The organism is Pseudonocardia sp. P1, assembly GCF_000178675.2.
In the GTDB taxonomy this organism is placed as follows: Bacteria; Actinomycetota; Actinomycetes; order Mycobacteriales; family Pseudonocardiaceae; genus Pseudonocardia.
Window position 1 is genome coordinate 3011950 of the sequence record NZ_ADUJ02000001.1, and the last position, 19200, is coordinate 3031149.

At 75.9% G+C, this 19200-nt stretch carries 20 protein-coding genes; 8 read left to right on the forward strand and 12 right to left on the reverse strand.

The window, feature by feature from the left end; all coding sequences use genetic code 11:
- Positions 1–10: 10 nt before the first annotated feature.
- A complete protein-coding gene (locus PP1_RS13580) occupies positions 11–1111 on the reverse strand; it encodes a hypothetical protein (RefSeq protein ID WP_060574065.1) in 1101 nt (366 codons plus the stop codon).
- A 113-nt stretch (positions 1112–1224) separates the two neighbouring features.
- Here PP1_RS13580 and PP1_RS13585 point away from each other — a divergent pair, with 113 nt between their 5' ends.
- Entirely contained in the window at positions 1225–2454 is a 1230-nt protein-coding gene (locus tag PP1_RS13585; protein WP_010237581.1) for an amidohydrolase, read from the forward strand.
- Positions 2455–2537: 83 nt separating this feature from the next.
- Here the strand turns inward: PP1_RS13585 and PP1_RS13590 are convergent, their stop codons facing one another.
- Positions 2538–3431: a serine hydrolase gene (locus PP1_RS13590; protein ID WP_010237584.1), complete on the reverse strand. Its 894-nt coding sequence runs from the start codon at positions 3429–3431 to the stop codon at positions 2538–2540.
- The gene (locus PP1_RS13595; protein ID WP_060574068.1) at positions 3428–4312 is read right to left on the reverse strand and encodes a LysR family transcriptional regulator; all 885 of its coding nucleotides are present in this window, start codon (positions 4310–4312) and stop codon (positions 3428–3430) included. Before PP1_RS13595 ends, PP1_RS13590 begins: the two co-directional genes overlap by 4 nt.
- A 93-nt stretch (positions 4313–4405) precedes the next feature.
- Here PP1_RS13595 and bla point away from each other — a divergent pair, with 93 nt between their 5' ends.
- A complete protein-coding gene (gene bla / locus PP1_RS13600) occupies positions 4406–5308 on the forward strand; it encodes a class A beta-lactamase (protein WP_010226345.1) in 903 nt (300 codons plus the stop codon).
- A 7-nt stretch (positions 5309–5315) separates the two neighbouring features.
- On the opposite strand, the gene PP1_RS13605 is transcribed toward bla, so the two are convergent.
- Complete coding sequence (locus tag PP1_RS13605; protein ID WP_010226347.1) at positions 5316–6122, reverse strand: SGNH/GDSL hydrolase family protein; 807 nt, start codon at positions 6120–6122, stop codon at positions 5316–5318.
- A gap of 246 nt (positions 6123–6368) precedes the next feature.
- Here PP1_RS13605 and PP1_RS13610 point away from each other — a divergent pair, with 246 nt between their 5' ends.
- Complete coding sequence (locus PP1_RS13610) at positions 6369–6656, forward strand: DUF1540 domain-containing protein (RefSeq protein ID WP_029239296.1); 288 nt, start codon at positions 6369–6371, stop codon at positions 6654–6656.
- On the opposite strand, the gene PP1_RS13615 is transcribed toward PP1_RS13610, so the two are convergent.
- Both PP1_RS13615 and PP1_RS13620 read right to left on the reverse strand, forming a co-directional pair.
- Complete coding sequence (locus tag PP1_RS13615) at positions 6641–7057, reverse strand: hypothetical protein (protein WP_010226351.1); 417 nt, start codon at positions 7055–7057, stop codon at positions 6641–6643. The genes PP1_RS13610 and PP1_RS13615 overlap by 16 nt on opposite strands.
- 60 nt (positions 7058–7117) lie before the next feature.
- On the reverse strand, positions 7118–8671 hold the full coding sequence (locus PP1_RS13620; RefSeq protein ID WP_010226353.1) for an AMP-binding protein: 1554 nt from the start codon (positions 8669–8671) through the stop codon (positions 7118–7120).
- A 58-nt stretch (positions 8672–8729) separates the two neighbouring features.
- Here PP1_RS13620 and PP1_RS13625 point away from each other — a divergent pair, with 58 nt between their 5' ends.
- Entirely contained in the window at positions 8730–9443 is a 714-nt protein-coding gene (locus PP1_RS13625) for a GntR family transcriptional regulator (RefSeq protein WP_010226355.1), read from the forward strand.
- Between the two features lie 13 nt (positions 9444–9456).
- On the forward strand, positions 9457–10602 hold the full coding sequence (locus PP1_RS13630; RefSeq protein WP_010226357.1) for an acyl-CoA dehydrogenase family protein: 1146 nt from the start codon (positions 9457–9459) through the stop codon (positions 10600–10602).
- A 51-nt stretch (positions 10603–10653) separates the two neighbouring features.
- Here PP1_RS13630 and PP1_RS13635 read toward each other — a convergent pair whose 3' ends face one another.
- Complete coding sequence (locus tag PP1_RS13635; protein WP_075313946.1) at positions 10654–12003, reverse strand: glycosyltransferase family 2 protein; 1350 nt, start codon at positions 12001–12003, stop codon at positions 10654–10656.
- A gap of 88 nt (positions 12004–12091) precedes the next feature.
- Entirely contained in the window at positions 12092–12481 is a 390-nt protein-coding gene (locus tag PP1_RS13640) for a winged helix-turn-helix transcriptional regulator (protein WP_010243996.1), read from the reverse strand.
- Between the two features lie 98 nt (positions 12482–12579).
- Here PP1_RS13640 and PP1_RS13645 point away from each other — a divergent pair, with 98 nt between their 5' ends.
- The gene (locus tag PP1_RS13645; RefSeq protein WP_010243999.1) at positions 12580–13410 is read left to right on the forward strand and encodes an NAD(P)H-binding protein; all 831 of its coding nucleotides are present in this window, start codon (positions 12580–12582) and stop codon (positions 13408–13410) included.
- 81 nt (positions 13411–13491) lie between these two features.
- Positions 13492–13842: a tetratricopeptide repeat protein gene (locus tag PP1_RS13650; protein WP_010244001.1), complete on the forward strand. Its 351-nt coding sequence runs from the start codon at positions 13492–13494 to the stop codon at positions 13840–13842.
- Positions 13843–13886: 44 nt separating this feature from the next.
- Here the strand turns inward: PP1_RS13650 and PP1_RS13655 are convergent, their stop codons facing one another.
- Together PP1_RS13655 and PP1_RS13660 are read right to left on the reverse strand one after the other, a co-directional pair.
- The gene (locus PP1_RS13655) at positions 13887–15026 is read right to left on the reverse strand and encodes a family 16 glycosylhydrolase (RefSeq protein WP_139323755.1); all 1140 of its coding nucleotides are present in this window, start codon (positions 15024–15026) and stop codon (positions 13887–13889) included.
- A gap of 594 nt (positions 15027–15620) precedes the next feature.
- Positions 15621–16859 (reverse strand): MFS transporter, encoded by a 1239-nt coding sequence (locus tag PP1_RS13660; RefSeq protein WP_010240418.1) that lies wholly within the window; start codon positions 16857–16859, stop codon positions 15621–15623.
- 92 nt (positions 16860–16951) lie between these two features.
- On the opposite strand from PP1_RS13660, the gene PP1_RS13665 reads away from it, so the two are divergent.
- Positions 16952–18142 carry a class I SAM-dependent methyltransferase gene (locus PP1_RS13665; protein ID WP_075299300.1) on the forward strand — a complete coding sequence of 397 codons (1191 nt, stop codon included), beginning with the start codon at positions 16952–16954 and terminating at the stop codon, positions 18140–18142.
- Here the strand turns inward: PP1_RS13665 and PP1_RS13670 are convergent, their stop codons facing one another.
- Positions 18143–18583: a VOC family protein gene (locus tag PP1_RS13670; RefSeq protein ID WP_010240416.1), complete on the reverse strand. Its 441-nt coding sequence runs from the start codon at positions 18581–18583 to the stop codon at positions 18143–18145.
- A gap of 40 nt (positions 18584–18623) precedes the next feature.
- Positions 18624–19178, reverse strand: coding sequence for a GNAT family N-acetyltransferase (locus PP1_RS13675; RefSeq protein ID WP_010240415.1), 555 nt, complete (start codon positions 19176–19178; stop codon positions 18624–18626).
- Positions 19179–19200 lie beyond the last annotated feature (22 nt).

Genomic DNA, 19200 nt, shown 5'->3' on the forward strand with positions numbered 1-19200 from the left:
GCCGGGCGCCTCAGCCGAGGGCGACCCCGGCGAGCCGATCCCGCACCTGCTCGGAGAACGTCCCGCGGAACGCGGCGAACGTGACGACGCCGCTGTCCCGGAAGTCCTGCCGGGTGGGCTCGTCGAGCCCGGTCAGCACGAGCGCGGCGGACGCGACCGTGCCGTCGTCGTTGCGGGTGGCGAGCGCGGTGCTGCAGACGCCGGGCAGGTCGCCGTCGGTGATCCCGACGGCCGCGACGCCCGCTGGCAGCCGCGCGGTCCGGGCACCCTCCAGGTGCCGGCGGGCGACCGCTCCGGCACCGGGCACGCCGAGGTCGTCGGCGGCGCACGCCCGGTGCAGAGACGCCAGGCCCCGGGCGGTGCCGCCCGGTGACCCCGCCCAGAACTCGCGGTCACCGGGGACCGCGGAGGCGTCGGCCCGGGCCGCCGCCGCCACGGCGGAGCGCTGCTCCGGCGACGACGCGTACGCCCGGCCGGCGGCGAGCGCGTCGGCCCGCCGGGTCGCCGGGTCCGGCACCCGGCCACGGGTCGCCAGCAGCGTCTCGCCGGCGTGGCAGGGCAGGTCGTGGCCGGGCAGGCCGCCGGCCGCGGCGGCCTCGGTCAGTGGGTCGTCACCGAGCGTCTCGCGCAGCAGGTCGGCGGCGGCGGGGTCACCGTGCGCGGTCAGGGCGCGGACCACGTCGTCCCAGTCCACGCTGCTCTGCGGTCCGGCGCCGAGCGCGGTGAGCGCGTTGCGGTGCGCGTCGCGGTCGGTGCCGGGTACGTACCAGCGGTCCCACTCCGCCACCGGGACCGGCGCGTCGGCCGGGAACCCGGCGGCGACGGCGCGGGCGTAGGCGGCGAGGGGCACGACCGCGCCCGCGGCCGCGATCGGGCGCACCGTCGTGGCGCGGTGCTCGACGACGGTCCCGCGGCCGTCGTCCAGGTACAGCGACCAGCTCTCCGGTGCGGACCGGAGCCGCTCGAACAGCGGGCCCGCCGGGTCGTCCGGATCGACCGGCTCCGGCTGCACGGGACGGCCGGTGATCCGGTTGTCGGCCTCCGCCGAGCAGGCGGTCGTCCCGAGCAGGACGGCGGCGGCACCCAGCAGGGCGCGGCGGCTGATCGGCATGGTGGCTCCCCCGTGCACCCGGACGGCAGCTGTCCGGAACGTCCGATGAACGTAGCGCGTGCGCATCGGTGCGCGGGTGCCGCACCGGGCGTCCCGGACTAGGTTCGGCTCACGTGAGCACCGACCTCGCCGACCTCTACCGCGACCTGCACCGCCATCCCGAGCTGTCGTTCGCCGAGACCCGTACCGCAGGCATAGCCGCCGACCGGCTGCGCGCCGCCGGGTTCGAGGTCACCGAGGGCGTGGGCCGGACCGGGGTGGTCGGCGTCCTGCGCAACGGCGACGGGCCGACCGCCCTGCTGCGGGCCGACATGGACGCGCTCCCGGTCGCCGAGGACACCGGCCTGGACTACGCGAGCACCGCGCGGGGCACCGGCCGCGACGGGGAGGAGACCGCCGTCGCGCACGCCTGCGGGCACGACGTGCACGTCACCTGCCTGGCCGGGGCCGCCGCCGAGCTCGCGTCCACACGCGACACCTGGTCGGGGACGCTGCTGGTGGTGTTCCAGCCGGCCGAGGAGTTCGGCGCCGGGGCCGACGCGATGCTCGACGACGGCCTCTTCGAGCGGTTCGGGACACCGGACGTCGTGCTCGGCCAGCACGTCGCCCCGCTGCCCGCGGGCGTCCTCGCGATCACCCCGGGCCCGGCGTTCGCGGGGAGCGACACCGTGCGCGTGACCCTGCACGGCTCGGGCGGCCACGGTTCCCGCCCGGAGACGACCGTCGACCCGGTCCTGCTGGCCGCGTCGACGGTGCAGCGTCTGCACGCCGTGGTCTCGCGGGAGGTCCCGGCGACCGAGACGGCGGTGCTCACCGTCGGCATGCTGCGGGCCGGGACGAAGGAGAACGTCATCGGAGACTCGGCGGAGCTCGGGCTGACCGTGCGGTCCTACACCCCGGCCGTCCGGACGCGGGTGCTCGGCGCGATCGAGCGGATCGCGCGCGGCGAGTCCGCCACGTCCGGGTCGCCGCGGGACCCGGAGATCCGGGTCCTCGAGTCGTTCCCGCCGGTGGTCAACGACGCCGACGCCGTCGAGCGCACCCGGCACGCGCTGACGACCGCGACCGCGCTCCCGGTCGTCGACCCGGGACCGGTCACCGGCAGCGAGGACGTCGGCCGGTTCGCGGTCGCGGCGGGCGTACCGTGCGCGTACTGGCTGCTCGGCGGGGCGGACCCCACGGAGTTCGCGCACTGTACGAGCGTCGACGACATCCGGGAGCGGGTCGCGGAGCTGCCGTCGAACCACTCCCCGCGCTACGCCCCGGTGATCGAGCCGACGCTGTCCACCGGCGTCGCCGCCCTGACCGCCGCCGCCCGCGCCTGGCTCCCGGCGTCCGCCTAGAGGATCCCGGCGCTCACGGGTTCCGGGGACGCTCGCGCGATCGGGCGAGCCCGGCCGCAACCGGTGAGCGTCCGCCGAGACCGTCAGAGGGCCGGTGCGCGGACCGCGTTCACCGCCGTCCGGGCGGCCGCCCCGATGGCCGCGTCCGCCCGGGGGACGGCCGCGTCGCTGCGGGCGGCGTGGGTGAACACCGCGACGGCGACCGGGTGCTCGCCCGGGTAGGTCACCACCCCGACCTCGTTGCGGACGGCGCCGACCGTGCCGGTCTTCCCCGCGACCGCGGCGGTCGCCGGGAACCCCGCCCGCAGCCGGTGCGGCCAGATCTGGGCCGAGAGGACCTGCCGGGCGAACGCGGTCCCCGCGTCCGACGCCAGCTCGCCGCGCCACAGTCGCGCCAGCAGCGCCGTCGCGTCGGCCGCGGTGGTCGAGGACCCGAAGACCGGGCTGAGCGCCCGCACCTGTGCCGGGACGTCGTTGTCGGCGAGGACGGCGAAGGCGGCCGCGACGTCGTCGGTCCCGGTGTCGGCGACGAGCCCGGCGAGGACGTCCGCGGTGCCGCCCCGGATCCGGGTGCCGGTCAGGCCCAGCTCGGCGGGCAGGGCGGCGACCCGGTCCCGCCCGACCGCGGCGTGCACGACGTCGGCGGCCGCGTTGTCCGACACGGTGATCATCGAGGTCACCAGGTCGCGCCTGCTCATCGTCACCGGGTCGGCGAGCGCCGAGATCCCCGTCGCCCCCGGCGTCCGCCCCGGCGGGACGACGACCGGTTCCCGCGGGTCGAGCCGGCCCTCGTCGACCGCGCGGCAGTACCCGACGAGCACGAGCAGCTTGTAGACAGAGGCCATCACCACCGGGACGTCCGCGCCGACCGCCACCTCACCCGGGCCGGAGCCGTCGGACGTGACCGGACGGGCGTGCAGCCAGCCCCGCACGCCTGCGTCCCGGAACACCGCGCGGACCTCGGCGGCCGCGGTCACGGGCCCGCCGCCCGGGCCACCTCACGCAGCACGGCGGCGAGCGCGTCGACGACGCCGTCCGGGGTGTCGTCGCGGTGCACCACCCGCACCCGGAACGGCACGGGCTCCCCGGCCGCGGGCCGGCGGGCCACCCCGGCGGCGGCCAGCGCCCGGTCCGGGGTGAGCGCGAACGCGGTGCCGGTCGCGACCAGCGCGAGCGCCTCGGCCTGGCCCGCCGCGTCCGCCGCCCGGACCGGACGCCCGCGGGTCTCCAGCGTGTCGAGCAGCAGGTCGTGCGCCGCCGGGGCGTGCACCCGCGGGGCGGTCGCCAGGTCGAGGGCACGCAGCGTGCGCAGCACGACCGGCCCCGCACCGGCCGCGGCGGGATGGCCGGCCGGCACCAGGACGTCGGTGGGCAGGGCGACGACGGGACCGGCCCGCGCCGACTCCAGCACCGCCGGGTGCGCGACGACGGCGACGTCGAGCGTCCCGACCGACACCGCGTCCACCAGCGTCACGGTCGGCCCGGCGGTCAGCACCGCCCGGCGCCCCGCAGCGGCACCGGCCCGCGCGGCGAGCTCCGCCGACGCCCGTGCGCCCAGGTCACCGACGACACCGATCCGCAGCACCTGCGCCGCCTCGGCGTGCCGGTCGGCGGCGCGGCCGAACGCGTCGGCGTCCTCCAGCAGGGCACGGGCCCGGGGCAGCAGGTCCCGCCCGGCGGTGGTCAGGGCGACCCCGCCGGGCCCGCGGTCGAACAGGACGACGCCGAGCCTGCCCTCCAGCCGTCGCACGCCCTGGGACAGCGGCGGCTGCGCCATGTCCAGGCGTGCGGCGGCACGCCCGAAGTGCCGCTCCTCGGCGACCGTCACGAAGAAGGCCAGGTGCCGCAGCAGGTCCACCGGAGATCGTCACCTCGCCTCATACCCATCCGATATGGCACACGCCGTACGAGCATATTCGCGATATGGCGTGCGCTCTGCTGGTCTGGTGCCATGACGCTCTCCCGCCGCTCCCTGCTGCTCGCCGGCGCCGCCGGTCTCGGTGGCGCGCTCCTCGGCTGTTCCGCGCCCACCGCACCGGTGGCCCCCGCCGCGCCGGCACCGCGCCCGATCCCCGCGATGGACGGGGTGGAGCGCGAGTTCGGCCGCCGGATCGGGGTACACGTACTCGACTCCGGCACCGGCGCCACCGCAGGCCACCGCGACGGCGAGCGGTTCCTGATGTGCTCGGTGGTCAAGGCGCTGATGGCGGGGTTCGTGCTGCACCGGTCGGTGGCCGACCCGGCCCTGCTGGACCGCCCGGTCCGCTGGGGCCGCGCCGACCTGCTGGAGTACGCGCCGGTCACGTCCCGGCACGTGGACTCGGGACTGTCGGTGGCGCAGCTGTGCGAGGCCGCCGTGACGGTCTCCGACAACACCGCGCACAACCTGCTCCTGCGCGAGGTCGGTTCCCCCGCCGACCTGACGGCGTGGCTCCGCTCCACCGGCGACGGCGTCACCCGCGCCGACCGGTACGAGACGGCGCTCAACGACGTCGACGGCGACCGCGACACCAGCACCCCGGCCGCACTGGCGGCGACCCTGCGCGCACTGACCACCGGTGACGTGCTGCCGTCCGCCCAGCGGGACCGCCTGGTGGGCTGGCTGCGCGCGAACACCACCGGCGACGAGCAGATCCGGGCCGGTGTGCCGGACGGCTGGCAGGTCGGGGACAAGACCGGCAGCGGGCCGCTCGGGGAGAAGAACGACGCGGGGGTGCTGTTCCCGCCGCAGGGCGCCCCGGTGCTGCTGACAGTGTTCACGGTCCCGGCCGACCCCGCCGCACCGGACGACGACCGCGGCGCGGCGGCCGTGGCCTCGGCGACCCGGGCGGCGCTGGCGGCGCTGCGCGGGTGACGACCGCTCAGATCGCGGAGAGCACCGCCCGCAGGATGGCGACCTGACCGATCGGGCTGGGGTGCAGGCCGTCGTCCTCCCAGAAGTCCGGGCGCGCCGGGAGCCGGCTCAGGTCGACGGCGTCGGGGTCGACGTCGCGCACCATCGCGACGAGCTCAGGCAGGTCGGCGGCGTCCCACCACTCCCCCGTCAGCTCCCGGGTGAGCCCGACGCGGGCCGGATCCACCGGCGGCGGCACGACGAACCGCACCCGCGAGCCGGCCTCGGTCTCGAGCAGCAGGCGCAGCGCCCGCAGGTTCCGGGCGGTCTCGGTCGCCGAGACCATCCGGATGCCGGTGGTCGCCCCCTCCCGGCGGACGTCGTTCGTACCCAGCATGACCAGCACCCGCGTCGGGACCCGGGACACCAGCACCGGGCCGAGCGCGAGCGCCTCGGAGCTCGTGCGCCCGGACAGCGCCAGGACCTCGACGGAGGCCTCCGGCTCGGCCATCGGCACCAGCTCGGCCAGCAGCCGGGCCCAGCTCAGCCGGTCGGCCGAGATCGAGTCACCGACGACCACGACCCGCTCCCCGGGGCGCAGCGCCATCCGGTGCAGTCCGGCGGCGACCGGGCGTTCGCCGATCAGCGCACCGGCGGCGGCCCGGACCCGGCCGGCCAGGGCGTCGCGCACCCCGGACACGGCGGACGGGTCGAGGCCCGCCGTGGAGGCGAGGACGCGGTCGATCTCCTCCTCCTGCACCCCGAACGCCGCGAACGCAGGCCACGCCGTGAGATCGGCGTACCGGATCAACCGGGTCATCAGGTCGCTCTCCACGGATCCCTCCAGGTCGCGTGCGGACGGGCACGAGCATGCCCGTCCACCGCTCCGGTGGATCACCCGGCCCGGCGCTGACCCACATCACTCGAACAGATGCCAGTTTCTGTGACCCGCGTCACATGAACACGAGGTTTCCGGGCATGTTTCCACAGCTCGGACGGCGAACTGAGGCGGACCGCACCGCGGGTCAGGCGAGCCTGCGTTGGCTGGTGCGCCGCAGCCGACACCGCCACGCTGCGCCCCATGACCACCGCTCAGGACATGCCCCAGGTGCAGCAGTGTTCCGCGACCAGCTGCTCCTACAACTCCGACTCGCACTGCGGCGCGGGAGCGATCACGATCTCCGGTGACCACGCCCACTGCGGCACCTTCGTCGAGATCTCGTTCCGCGGCGGCAACGGCAACGGCCTCGTCGGCGCGTGCCACCGCTCGGACTGCCGCTACAACGAGAAGCTCGAGTGCACCGCCTCGTCGGTGAACATCGGTCAGGGTGCCGACGCCGCCGACTGCCTGACCTACGAGGCCAGGTAGGTCAGCTCCTCCGCACGCACCTCGCCACGCTCGTCGACGCGCAGCGCGCCGTCGGCGACGGCGAGGGCCGCCACGGGGTCGATGTCGTCGACGAGGACGGCCACCCCGCCGGCGGCGACCTCCCGCAGCGCGGCCAGGACCGCGCTGCGGTCGTGCGCACCGAGGCCGTCGGTCAGGCGGTCGGCGAGGACCATCGCGGTGACCCCGGTCCGGACCGCCTCGACCGCGGCCAGCCGGTCCGCGACCGGCTCCGCCACGCGTGCGCCCAGGCGCCGGACGACGGCGTCGTGACCGTCGGCGGACCGCCCGGACGCGTCGTCGAGCCGGTTCATCATCCGTCGGCGCTGCACGGACGGCCCGAGCAGCACCGTGATGCTGCCGGCCGGCAGGCGCAGTGACATGAGCCCTCCCTGACCGCTGTTCAGGTCAGGCTAACCGTAGATAACGGTGAGGTGAAGGGATCAGCCGATGGTCCTGCCCACTCCGGCCCAGTAGGGCGCGCGCAGCTCGCGCTTGAGAATCTTCCCGCTCGGGTTCCGCGGGAGGGCCTCCACGACGTCCACCGAGCGCGGGCGCTTGTAGCCGGCGATCAGCGGTCGCATCCAGTCGAGCAGCGCGTCCGGGTCGATCGTGGCCCCGTCACGCGGCACGACGACCGCCTTCACGGCCTCGCCCCAGCGCTCGTCCGGCACCCCGATGACGGCGACGTCGGCGATGTCCGGGTGCTCGGACAGGACGTTCTCGACCTCGATCGGATAGACGTTCTCGGCGCCGGTCACGATCATGTCCTTGATCCGGTCGGTCAGGAACAGGAAGCCGTCGGCATCCAGGTAGCCGGCGTCACCGGTGCGGAGCCGGCCGTCGTCGCCCAGCGCGGTCGCGGTCTCCTCGGGCCGCCGCCAGTAGCCGGACGTGACCTGGTCGGACCGGATCCGCACCTCCCCGACCCGGCCGGCCTCGAGCTGCTCACCGGTCGCCGGGTCGACGACGGTCAGCTCCACCCACGGGTAGGCCCGCCCGGCCGAGCGCATCAGGTGCGCCCGCGGCCCGTCCGGGTCGTGGTCGCCGGGATCGAGCTGGGTGATGGCCCCGGTCGTCTCGGTGGCGCCGTAGACCTGGAACAGCGGGGCGCGGAACGTCTCGACGACCTTCCGCAGCGCTCCGGCCGTGATCGGTGAGGCGCCGTAGGCGACCGAGCGCAGCGCCGACCAGTCGCGGTCCGCGGCGCCGGGCACCGCGACCAGCATCTGGAGCACCGCCGGGACGAGGAAAGCGTTGGTGACCCGCTCGCCGGACATCGTGTCGAGCAGCGCGTCCGGGACGATGTCGGCGACCAGCACCAGCCGGGACCCCGCGGCCAGGCAGACCAGCGCGTAGCCGACCCCGCCGATGTGGAACAGCGGCATCGCGACCAGGGCGGTCGAGGTGGTGTCGATCGACCAGTGCTCGGCCGCGAGCAGCAGCGCGGAGAACTGCCGGTGGGCCAGCAGCACGCCCTTCGGCAGCCCGGTGGTGCCCGAGGTGTAGAGCTGCAGGACCGGGTCGTCGACGGTCGTCCCCTCCGGCACCGACGGCGGCAGCGGCGCGTCCGGCGCGTCCCGCCAGTCCGCATAGTCCTCCCCGACGACGAGCACCCGGCGGCCACCGAGGTCCGCGCGCAGTCCCGCGAACTCGGGGCCGAGGACGACGAGCCCCGCGTCGGCGTCGGCGACGAGCGCGTGCAGGTCGGACTCGGTGAGGCGGGTGTTCAGCGGCACCGAGACCGCCCCGATCCGGGGCGCGCCGAGCAGGAGCTCCAGGAACTCGGGCCGGTTCTTCCCGATCCAGACGACCCGGTCCCCCACGCCGAGCCCGAGGTCGCGCAACGCCGCACCGGCCAGCCCGGCCCGCCGGTCGAGCTCGCCGTAGGTCGTCTCGGCACCGTCGACCGTCACGGCTGGCAGATGTGCGCGGCCGGGGTCGGCGAGGATGTCGGTGAGCCGGAAGTCGGTGGCAACACTCGTCTGACCAGGCACGTCGGTCTCCCTCGATCGTCGTCGGCACGGGGTTCGAACAACCGTATATGATAGTGGAGTGCTCCTGCCGGATCTCGCGCCCGACACCTCACCGGGACGCGCGCCGCAACTGCCCGACCGGATCGCGCTCGTGCTCCGGGACCGCATCCTGTCCGGCGAGCTGCGCCCGGGCACCTTCCTGCGGATGGACCGGATCGCCGCCGAGCTGGGCGTCAGCCACACCCCGGTGCGCGAGGCCCTGCAGTCGCTGCGGGCCGAGGACATGGTGCTCGCGGTCCCGCGCCGTGGCTTCGTCGTGGCCGAGCTGACCCGCGGCGACGTCGCCGACCTGTTCGAGGTCCAGGCCGACCTGACCGGGACGCTGGCCGCCCGGGCCGCGGGCCGGCTCGACCCGGCCGATCTCGACGGCCTGCGGACGCTGGCCGGCCGGGTCTCCGAGCTGTGCGGGCGGATGCCGGACGACGCCGGCCCGGAGGACCTCGAGCCGCTGGTCTCCGCCGAGCACCGGCTGCACGCCGAGATCAACCGGCTGGCGTCGTCGCGCAAGCTCGCCTGGCTGGTGGGGCGCTCGTCGCACTACCTCCCGGCGCACTTCTACACCGGCTCGCCCGCCTGGCGGACCGGTGCACTGCGGGCCCACAGCGAGCTGCTCGACGCCCTCGGCGCCGCCGACCCGGAAGCCGCCCGATCGGCCATGCGCCGGCACGTGCTCGACGGCCGGGACCTGCTGCTGGCCCATCTGGACACCATCGGAATGTGGACGACCGACTGAGGAGGGGGCACCGATGCCCGTCACCCTGACCGAGGACCAGGCCGACCTGGCCACCGCGATCGGCGAGTTCTGCCGTCGCGAGATCGGCTCGAAGGAACGCCGCGACGAGCTCACCGACCACGGGAGGCACCCGCACTCCGAGGAGGTCTACCGGAAGATGGCCGACCTCGGCTGGCTCGGCATCGCCGCCCCCGAGGAGTACGGCGGCGCCGGGCAGGGCATGCGCGAGCTGCTGGTCTTCCTGGAGGAGACCGCCTACGGCCAGGCCCCGATCTCCGGGTTCGGCACGACGATCATCACCGCCGCCGCGATCGAGAAGTTCGGCACCGAGGCCCAGAAGCAGGAGCTGCTCGGCGGCATGTGCCGCGGCGACGTGCTGTCGATCTCCATGTCCGAGCCCGAGGCCGGCTCCGACGTCGGCGGCCTGAAGTGCAGGGCCACGAAGACGGAGAACGGCTGGCGCATCGACGGCCAGAAGACCTGGTGCTCCAACGCGCACATCGCCTCGCACATCCTGCTCGTCGCACGCACCTCGACCGAGGGCGGCAAGCACGACGGCCTGACGATGTTCGTCGTGCCGGCCGGTGCCGCGGGCCTGAGCGTCCACGGCATCGACACGATGGGCGGCAAGGAGGTCAACGACCTCTACTTCGACGGGTGCGAGCTGCCCGCCGACGCCGTCGTCGGCGCCGAGGGCCAGGGCTGGAAGCAGCTGATGGCCGGGCTGAACCTGGAGCGGATGATCCTCGCCGGGCTGATGCTGGGGCTGGCCCGCCGGGCGTTCGACGACACCGTCGCCTACGTGAAGGAGCGGAAGCAGTTCGGCCGGCCGGTCGGCAGCTTCCAGGCCCTGCGGCACCGGATCGCCGACAACGCCACCGAGCTGGCGGCGACGAAGCTGCTGGTGCACGACACCGCGCGGACGATCGACGAGGCCGAGCCGGGCGCGTTGTTCCCGCGGGAGGCGTCGATGGCCAAGCTGAAGGCCACCGAACTCGCCAAGCACCTCTCCCTGGAGGGCATGCAGATGCTCGGCGGCTACGGCTACGCGACCGAGTACGGCATGGAACGGCTGCTGCGCCAGAGCGTGGTGTCCACCGTGTACGGCGGCACCAGCGAGATCCAGCGCGACATCATCGGCAAGACCTACGGGCTCTGACGGGCACCGGTCCCGGGCGGGCCGTCGCGCCCGCCCGCCCGGGGCCGGCGGTCAGGCCGAGAGCGGCTGGCGCCGCGCGGTGTCACCGGGACCGGGCTGCTGCGGCGGCGGGAAGCCACTCACCGTCCCGGACGTCTGCGCGGCCTCCCGGGCCGCGCGCCGGACGTGCGCGGGGACCGTGCTCGCCCGTCGCGGGGGCAGCATCGGCGGCACCGCACCGCCGGCCCGGCGCACCTCGCGGGAGCGGCGCAGGTAGGCCCAGCCGCCACGGGCCAGCCGGGCACCGCGCTGCGCGGCACCGGCCTCGGGCACGGCGTCGCCCGCGTCGGCCTCGCGGGCGGAGATGTGGCGCAGCCGGGCGACGGCGGCGGGCAGCCGGCGCAGGGCCGCGGAGCGGCCCTGCGGGGACAGCGCGACCTTGGCCAGGAAGCTGCCCAGGCCGACCGCGTAGCCCTCCATCTGCTTGCGCAGGGCCTCCTGGTCGGGGCGGTGGTGGTGCCACAGGTAGGCGCCGGGCAGGTAGCCCAGGACGTGCCCGGCCAGGATCATGCGGACCAGGAACTCGCCGTCCTCGCCGCCGTGGGTAGGGGTGCCCGGGCCCATGGCCTCGTCGAAGCCGCCGACCGAGCGGGCGGCGGTGGCGCGCACGGCGAGGTTGGCGCCGATGCCGAGCAGGCCGGGGGCGAACGGGAAGATCGGGGAGTCCGGCGGGGGTGCGGCCAGCGAGAAGCGGCGGGCGGTGAAGCCCTTGTTCCAGGCCAGGGCGGTGTCGGCGGCGCGTTCCTCGGGGCTGCCCAGGCGGGCGGCGAGGACGGGGCCCGACACGCAGGCCAGGTCGGGGTCGGCGGCGAAGGCGCCGGCGATGCGGGAGGCCCAGGCGGGGTCGACCTCGGTGTCGTCGTCGGTGAAGGCGACCAGGTCGGTGCGGGCCTCGGCGAGGCCGCGGTTGCGGCCGACCGAGGCGCCGCGGCGGGGTTCGCGGACGTAGCGGACCCGGGGTGAGCCGGTGGCGGTGACGGCCTGCTGGGTGCGTTCGTCGTCGGGGTCGTTGTCGACGACGACCACCGAGAGGGCGGGGTGGTCGGAGGCGAGCACGGCGCGCAGGCAGCGGGCCAGGGACTCGGGGCGGTTGCGGGTCGCGACGACCACGGTGACCGGGTCCGACCCGACCGGTGCCCGGTCGACCGCACCGGCGGGCGGCAGGGCCGCGATGGCCATCGCCAGCTCGGCCGCGGTGGCCCGCCCGTTCCGCAACGGCACGGTCACCTGGTCCTGCGGGGTCCCGTCCACGGTGATCAGCAGCCGGGCGGCACCGAAGCGCGGGTCGACCACGAGGTCGGCAGCGGGGGCGAGCCGATCCAGCTCGCCCACCCAGGTCGGTCCGTCCGGGTTCGTCGCCATAAACACCATGGTGCTCACCGCGGCTGTGACGACGCTGAGACGTACCCCGGGAGGAGGTCGGCTGTGGCGGAGCACACCCGGCCGGCGGTCACCGGCCGGCCACCGCCCGCGACCGCGCCACGACGACGTCGGGCACCCGCTCGTTGATCCACCCGATCAGCCCGGTGAGGTGGCCGGTGACGTCGCGGCCCAGCGCGGTGAGCCGGTAGCCGACCTGGGGCGGCGAGGTGGGGGCCACCTCGCGGTGCACGAAGCCGTCGGCCTCCAGGGTGCGCAGGGTCTGGGCCAGCATCTTCTCGCTGACCCCGCCGATCGTGCGGCGCAGCGCGGAGAACCGGAGGTCCTCCCGGGACAGCGCGACGAGCACGAGCACCGCCCACTTGGACGTCACGTGGTCGAGCACCGTGCGCGCCGGGCAGTCGCTGTCGAACGCGTCACCCGGCCCGAACCACTCGACGGCCCCGACCTGCGTGCTCACATCCGCCTCCCGTGCTTACCCGAAGGTGCGTACTTACTTTTCGAAAGTACAGCACGCATCGTGGGTGCGACACGGAACGCGAACGAGGAGGAACGAACATGATCGTGGTGACCGGAGCGAGCGGGCGGCTGGGCCGCGCGGCGGTACGGGCCCTGCTGGAGACCGTGCCCGCCGAGGGCATCGCCGTGCTGGTGCGCGACCCCGCCTCGGTGACGGACCTGGCCGCGGCCGGCGTCGTCGTGCGCCGGGGCGACTACGAGGACCCGGCCTCCCTGAAGGAGGCCTTCACCGGCGCCGACCGGCTGCTGTTCGTGTCCGGTTCCGACGTGACACCCGGCGTGCGTGCACGCCAGCACGGCAACGTGGTGCGCGCGGCGGCCGAGGCGGGCGCCGGGCAGGTCGTCTACACCAGCGCGATCGCGGCGGACGCCGAGGGCGGCGCCCCCGGGTTCCTCGCCGACCACACGACGACCGAGGCCCTGCTGCGCGACTCCGGCCTGCCGGTGACGCTGCTGCGCAACACCTTCTACACCGATCTGTTCGTGAACCGGGACGCCGTCGCGCACGCCGTCGCGACCGGCGCCACGGTCGCCGCGGACGACGGCCGGGCGCTCAACACCGCCACGATCGAGGACCTGGCCCGGGCCGCCGCCGCGGTGCTGACCTCCGACGGCCACACCGGCCGGGCGTACGAGCTGCGCGGTCCGCTGTGGACCTTCGACGAGCTCGCCGCGGTGATCGGCGAGGAGTCGGGGACGCCGGTCGTCCACCGGGGACCGACGCCGGAGGAGGCCGGTGACCACGCGCTCCTCGGGTCGCTGGTGTCGTCGGGCCTGTTCGCCGAGCCGTCGGACGACCTGGACGGGCTGCTGGGTCGCCCGGCCACCGGCATCCGCGAGGTCGTGCGGGCGGCGCTCGACCGGTCCTGACCACCGGTCCGGGAACAAGGACGGCCGCACCCCGGTTGTGGTTGATGTATCAACTTCCACGACGCCGAAGGAGGCCGAGCGATGAACTTCCTGCCCTGGACCCTGGACGAGGTCACGGCTCCGGCCGACCGGTGGGAGCGCGCGAGCTACCTGTTCGACTCCGGCGACCACGTCGGGGCCGCCCGGATCCTCGCGGACCTGGCCACCGAGGAGCCCGGCGCCGATGCGGTCCGGCTGCTGCTGGCCCGGGCGTACTACCACTCGGCCCAGCTCGGACGCGCCGAGTCGGAGCTGCGTGAGCTGGTGGAGCGCGTCCCGTCCGACGGGTACGCCCACCTGCTGCTGGGGCGCACCCTGCAGCGGCGGTCCCGGCACGACGACGCCGCGCCGCACCTGCGGCTGGCCGGCGCGCTCGGGGTCACCGCGGACTGACCCCGCCAGGGCGGCACCGGGACGACCCGGTGCCGCCCGGCCGGTCAGTCGTCGTCGAGGTCGTAGATCCGGACCCAGTCGACCTCGTAGGTCGCCGGCTGCATGTCGCCGCCGAAGAAGTTGTCGAGCTGGATCGTCAGGTGCCCGCTGGGCATGTCCTGGATGGCGCGCCGGCCGGCCTGCGCCCCGCCGGAGAAGCTGAACCACTCCTCGCCGTCGATGAAGCCCTTGATGTGGTCCGGGGTCCACTCGACCGCGACGTTGTGCCACTCCGAGAGCGGCTCCCCGCAGTCGGTCTCGCGGACGAACTCCTGCTGGATCGCACCGCGGCCGTGCGGGTAGTGGATGAACGCCTCGGCGCACTGCTCGCCGGGGGCACCGTTCTCCAGGAAGTCGTACTCGCCGTCCTGGGGCCACCGGTCCGACTGCGGCCAGATGATCAGCAGCGGGTGGTACTGCCTGCCGTTGTCCGGGCCGTTCGCCTCGGAGCGGACGCGGGCCTCCCAGCGGCCGTACTGCTGGTTGAACTTCGAGGAGATCCACGCCGAGTCGCCGTTGCGCAGCCCGGTCTGGACGAGCTTCTCCCCGTCGACGGTGGAGCGGCTGAGGCAGCGGCCGCCGTTGCCGTCGTGCCCCGGCCAGCACTCGCCGGGGTGGTTCCACCGCTCAGGGTCGGGCCGCCCGGTGTAGTCGAACTCGTCGGACGCCGGCAGCGGGGTCCCCCAGCCGAACCGCTCGGCGGCGGTCGGTGCGCCGGGTTTCGGGACGCTCTGGTCGGCGGGCCGCGCGGACGGGTCGGGTCCGTCGGCGGGGTCCTCGGCCGGGGTCCCGGCCGGGTCCTCCGCGGGCCCCGCCGCCGGGTCCGTGGGGTCAGCGGCCGGATCCCCGGGGTCCTCCCCCGGACCCGCGGGACCCGCGCCCGGACCGGAGGGCTCCTCGGCCGGAGCGGCCGGACCGGCCGGGTCCTTCGCAGGATCAGCGGGGTCCGCGGGCTCGTCCGCCGGACCGCCGGGCCGCTCCGCCGGACCCGCGGGGCGTTCGGGCGGGGCGCCCGCCGGTTCCTCCGCCGGGCCTGCCGGGCCCGCCGGATCGGCCGGGTCCGCCGCGGGGGCCGGATCCGCCGGGTCCACCGGTTCGGCCGCGCGGGCCGGACCCTGCCCCGGGCCACCGGCCGGGTCGCCCACGGGCTCCGGCTCCTCCGGGCCCGGCGCCGCCCGGGGGGCGGGATCCGCGTCCGCCGGGGGGCCGCTGTCCGGGCCCGGTGGCGGGTCGGCCTCCGCCGTACCCGACGACGAGCGCAGTGCCGATCCCGACGCGGGGACCGGCCCGAGACCGCCCGGCTCCGGGTCCGGCGTGTCCGCGCCCGCCGCGGGCGGAGCGCCCGGGACGGGGGCCCCGGACACGGGGGGTGTTGCAGGCGGCGCGCCACTCACCCCGTCGGCGAGGGCGAGCCCACCGCCGGACACGGCGAGAACACTCGCCGTGACGACCGTTGTCGCGCCGATCACCGTGCGTCGCGCCAGTCCGCGTCTCATGGCTCCGATCCGCTCCCGTCCGTGTCCGGCTTGTCCGATATGGCGGACGTTAGAGGCGTTCCGTGCACGACACCCACGCGTTCCACCCGTCGGTGGGGTGAGCCCACCCGGTCGTGGGTCCCCCGGCCCGGGCAGCGCGGTGACGATGCGGCAGCGGGCGCGGGACGGGCGGGCACCCGGTGACCGGGGGGACGCGGGAGAGGCACGAGGTGCCCCGCGTCCGGGTGGCGACGACGGCCGGGCTCAGCCGCGGCGGCCCGGCAGGGTCTCCGGCGCCCGCCACCACACCACGGCCGCCACCAGGGACAACGCGCCCGTCAGCGCGAAGGCGGGCCCGTACCCGAGTCCCTCCGCGAGGGCCCCGGCGACCAGCGGCCCGGCGATCGCGCCGAGATCGGCCGCCATCTGGAACCCCGCGAGCACCGGACCTCCGCTCGCCCGTTCCCCGATGACGTCCGCGACCGACGCGTTCAGCGGCGGGTTCACCAGACCGCTGCCCAGACCCGCGACGAGGGACAGGACCAGGAACAGCCACGGCGCCGACACGTAGCCGAGCACCGCGGTCGCGAGCCCGGACACCACGAGCCCGGCGATCAGCGGCGGCCGGCGGCCCGCTCGGTCGGCGACCCGACCGGCGAGCAGCAGGGTCGCCGCGTTCCCGACGGCGAAGACCGACAGCGCGACCCCGCCGAACGCGTCCTCCCGGCCGAGCGTCTCGACCACCATCAACGGCACGAGCGCCACCCGGACACCGAAGACCGCCCAGCCGTTCGCGAAGTTCCCGATCAGCGACGCCCGGTACGCGCGGTGCCGCAGCGCCCCGGAGAACCGGGCGGCCGGGACCGGTCCGCCGTCGGCGGCCCCGTCGCCGTCGTCCGTACCGGCCCGCGCGGGACGGCGCAGCATCCGCCCGCACACCGCGAGGACCAGCACGAGCAGTCCGGCGTAGACCAGGAACGGGGCGCGGACGTCGATCGCGGCGAGCGTCCCGCCCAGCAGCGGGCCGCCGATGTTGCCGAGCAGGAACCCGGTCGCCCACACGCCGGTGGCCCGTCCGCGCAGGTGCGGGGGCGCGATCCGGACCAGCAGCGACACCGCCGAGATCGTGAACATCGTCGACCCGATCCCGGCGACGAGCCGGAGCGCGATCAGTTGCCAGTACGCCGTGGCGAAGGCCAGTCCCGCCGTCGTCACGGCGACCACGGCCAGACCCCACACGAACACCGGCAGCTCACCGAGGCGGCCCACGACCGAGCCGGCCAGCGGGGCGAAGACCAGCCGGGAGAACGCGAACACGCTGATCACCGCGGAGGCCGCCGTGATCCCGACGTCGAACGAGCGGACGAACGCGGGCAGCACCGGCGCGACCAGCCCGAACCCGACGGCGATCATGAAGGCGGCGCCGGCCAGGACGTGGATCTCGCGCGGCAGCGACTCCTGCGGGGCGGGTACGGCGGGGACCCGGTCGTCCTGCTCGACCACGGTCCCTCCTCCACTCTCCCGGCCGGGAGACGGTACGCCCGTGCCAGAGCCCGGTGCGCACCCGGCCGCCGGGCATCCGGGAGGGTGAGCGGGTGGATCGCGAGGACACCGCCTGGCTGGACCGGCTCGACGGGCCGGAGGGCACCGCGCTGCTCGACCGCCTCGCCGCGGCCGACCGCTCCGGCGACGCCGCGCTGCGGCTCGGCACCGCCCTGCGCCGCGAGTACGACGCGACGCTGGTCGCCGACGCGATGGCCGTCGCCGGGCTGCGGGACAAGGCGGCGGCGAAGTTCGCCCGTGCCCCGCGGATGTGGTTCACCCGCGACGGGCTGGAACAGGCGTCGTCGGAGTCGATCGCCCGGCACCGCGCGGCCCGCTACGCCGGCCGGGACCGGCTCACCGACCTGTGCTGCGGCATCGGCGGCGACCTGGTCGCCCTCGCCGCGGCCGGGCACGAGGTGACCGGCGTCGATCTCGACCCGGTGCACCTGTGGATGGCCGGGCGCAACGCCGCCGCCCACGACCGGAGCGTGCGGACCGTCCGCGGCGACGTCCGCGACGCCGACCTGACCGGCGCCGACGGGGTCTTCGTCGACCCGGCCCGGCGCGGTGCGGGGCGGCGGATGCGCACCGGGGACTCCGAGCCGCCGCTGGACTGGTGCCTCGCCCTGGCCGGACGGGTGGACGCCGTCGGGATCAAGGCCGCTCCCGGGATCGACCACGACACCGTCCCGGACGGCTGGGAGATCGAGTTCCTCGCGCTGGGCCGCGAGCTCAAGGAGGCGGCGGTCTGGTCGCCCGCGCTGGCCGGGGCGCGCACCCGGGCCACCGTGGTCGACGGCGACGGCGTGCACTCCGTCGCCGGTGAGCCCGACCCCGAGGACGGGGACACCGGCGTCGCCGTCACCGGCCCGGGCGGCTGGCTGCTCGACCCGAACCCGGCGGTCACCCGCGCCGGCCTGGTGTCCGGGCTCGCCCGGAGCACCGGGACCAGCCGGATCGACCCCCGGATCGCGTTCCTCACCGGCGACGACGAGCCGGGACCGACACCGTTCGCGCGGCGCCTGCGCGTCATCGACTCCCGGCCCTGGGACCAGAAGCGGCTCCCGCGGGTGCTGCGCGACCTCGACGTCGGCGCGGTCGACGTGCGGCGCCGCGGCCTCGCCGGGGACGTCGACGCGCTCGCCCGCACGCTGCGCGGGCGCGGCTCGCGGCGGGCGACGGTCGTCATGACCCGGGTCGAGGACCGGCCGTGGGGCCTGGTCTGCGTCGACCCGGCGTAGCTACCCGCGGCCGGGGAAGTGGATGAACTCGAGCGCGACGCCGTCCGGGCCCTGGAACTCCAGCGTCGCGTAGCGGGTGGGGTCGGTCCGGTCGACGACGCCGCCGTGCGGCACCGAGAGGGTGTCCAGCCAGGCCGCCCAGTCGTCCAGCGTCGCGCGGTCGGCGACGCCGAAGGCCAGATGGTCGAGCGCACCGCGGACCGGGCCGCCGTCGCCGTCCGCCGGGGCGTGCAGCTCGATCATGACGCCGGTCGCGGGGTCGAGCAGCAGCGCCGCCTTCTCCGGGTCGCCGCCGCCGGCGTCGTGGTGCGGGAAGGTCATCGGCAACCGTTGGAGCCCGAGCACGCGCTGGTACCAGGTGGCGCTGGACTCCACGTCGGAGACGACCGCCGACACGTGGTGGAAGCCGGTGACCGTCGGCCGCTCGATGCCCGAAGCCATCTCCCACCCTTTCCCGTCCCGTCGCCGATGCGGCGCCCAGTCAACACCCGCGGCCCGTCCGGCGTCCGGCCGCCGGGCCGCCATCATGATCGACGGTGGGCAGCCGCGCCGTCACCGTCCCCTCCGTGCCCGGTGCCGTAGCGGCGCCGAGCGTGCGGAGGAGGCCCCGTGCGCCGTGGTTGGACGCGGTCGTCCGGGCGACGAGCGGTGCGCCGGACGCGGCCACGGACTGCTCCGAGCGGAGCAGGCGCAGTGCGGCGGTACCGGTCCCCCGGCCGCGGTCGCCGCGCGCGAGCCAGATCCCGACCTCGTCGCCGTCCGCTCCCGGCTCGACGCGGACCGCCCCGGCGGCCCGGCCACCGGACCGGACCACCCAGGTGCGCTCGACCGGATCCGCGGCCAGCGCCCGCCCGCGGTGGAAGGCCAGGAAGCCCGTCCGCAGCCGCTCGTCCCAGCCGGCCCCGTCCGGTGCCGGCATCACCTCCGCGGGCGCCGCCCCGGCCACGGCCGCCTCCAGCAGCTCGGCCAGCCCCGCCTCGTCGAGCGGGACGAGCGCGACGTCCGGGTCCGTGCCGGAATCCGTGCCGGGGTCCATGGCCGACAGCCTGGCCGGGAAC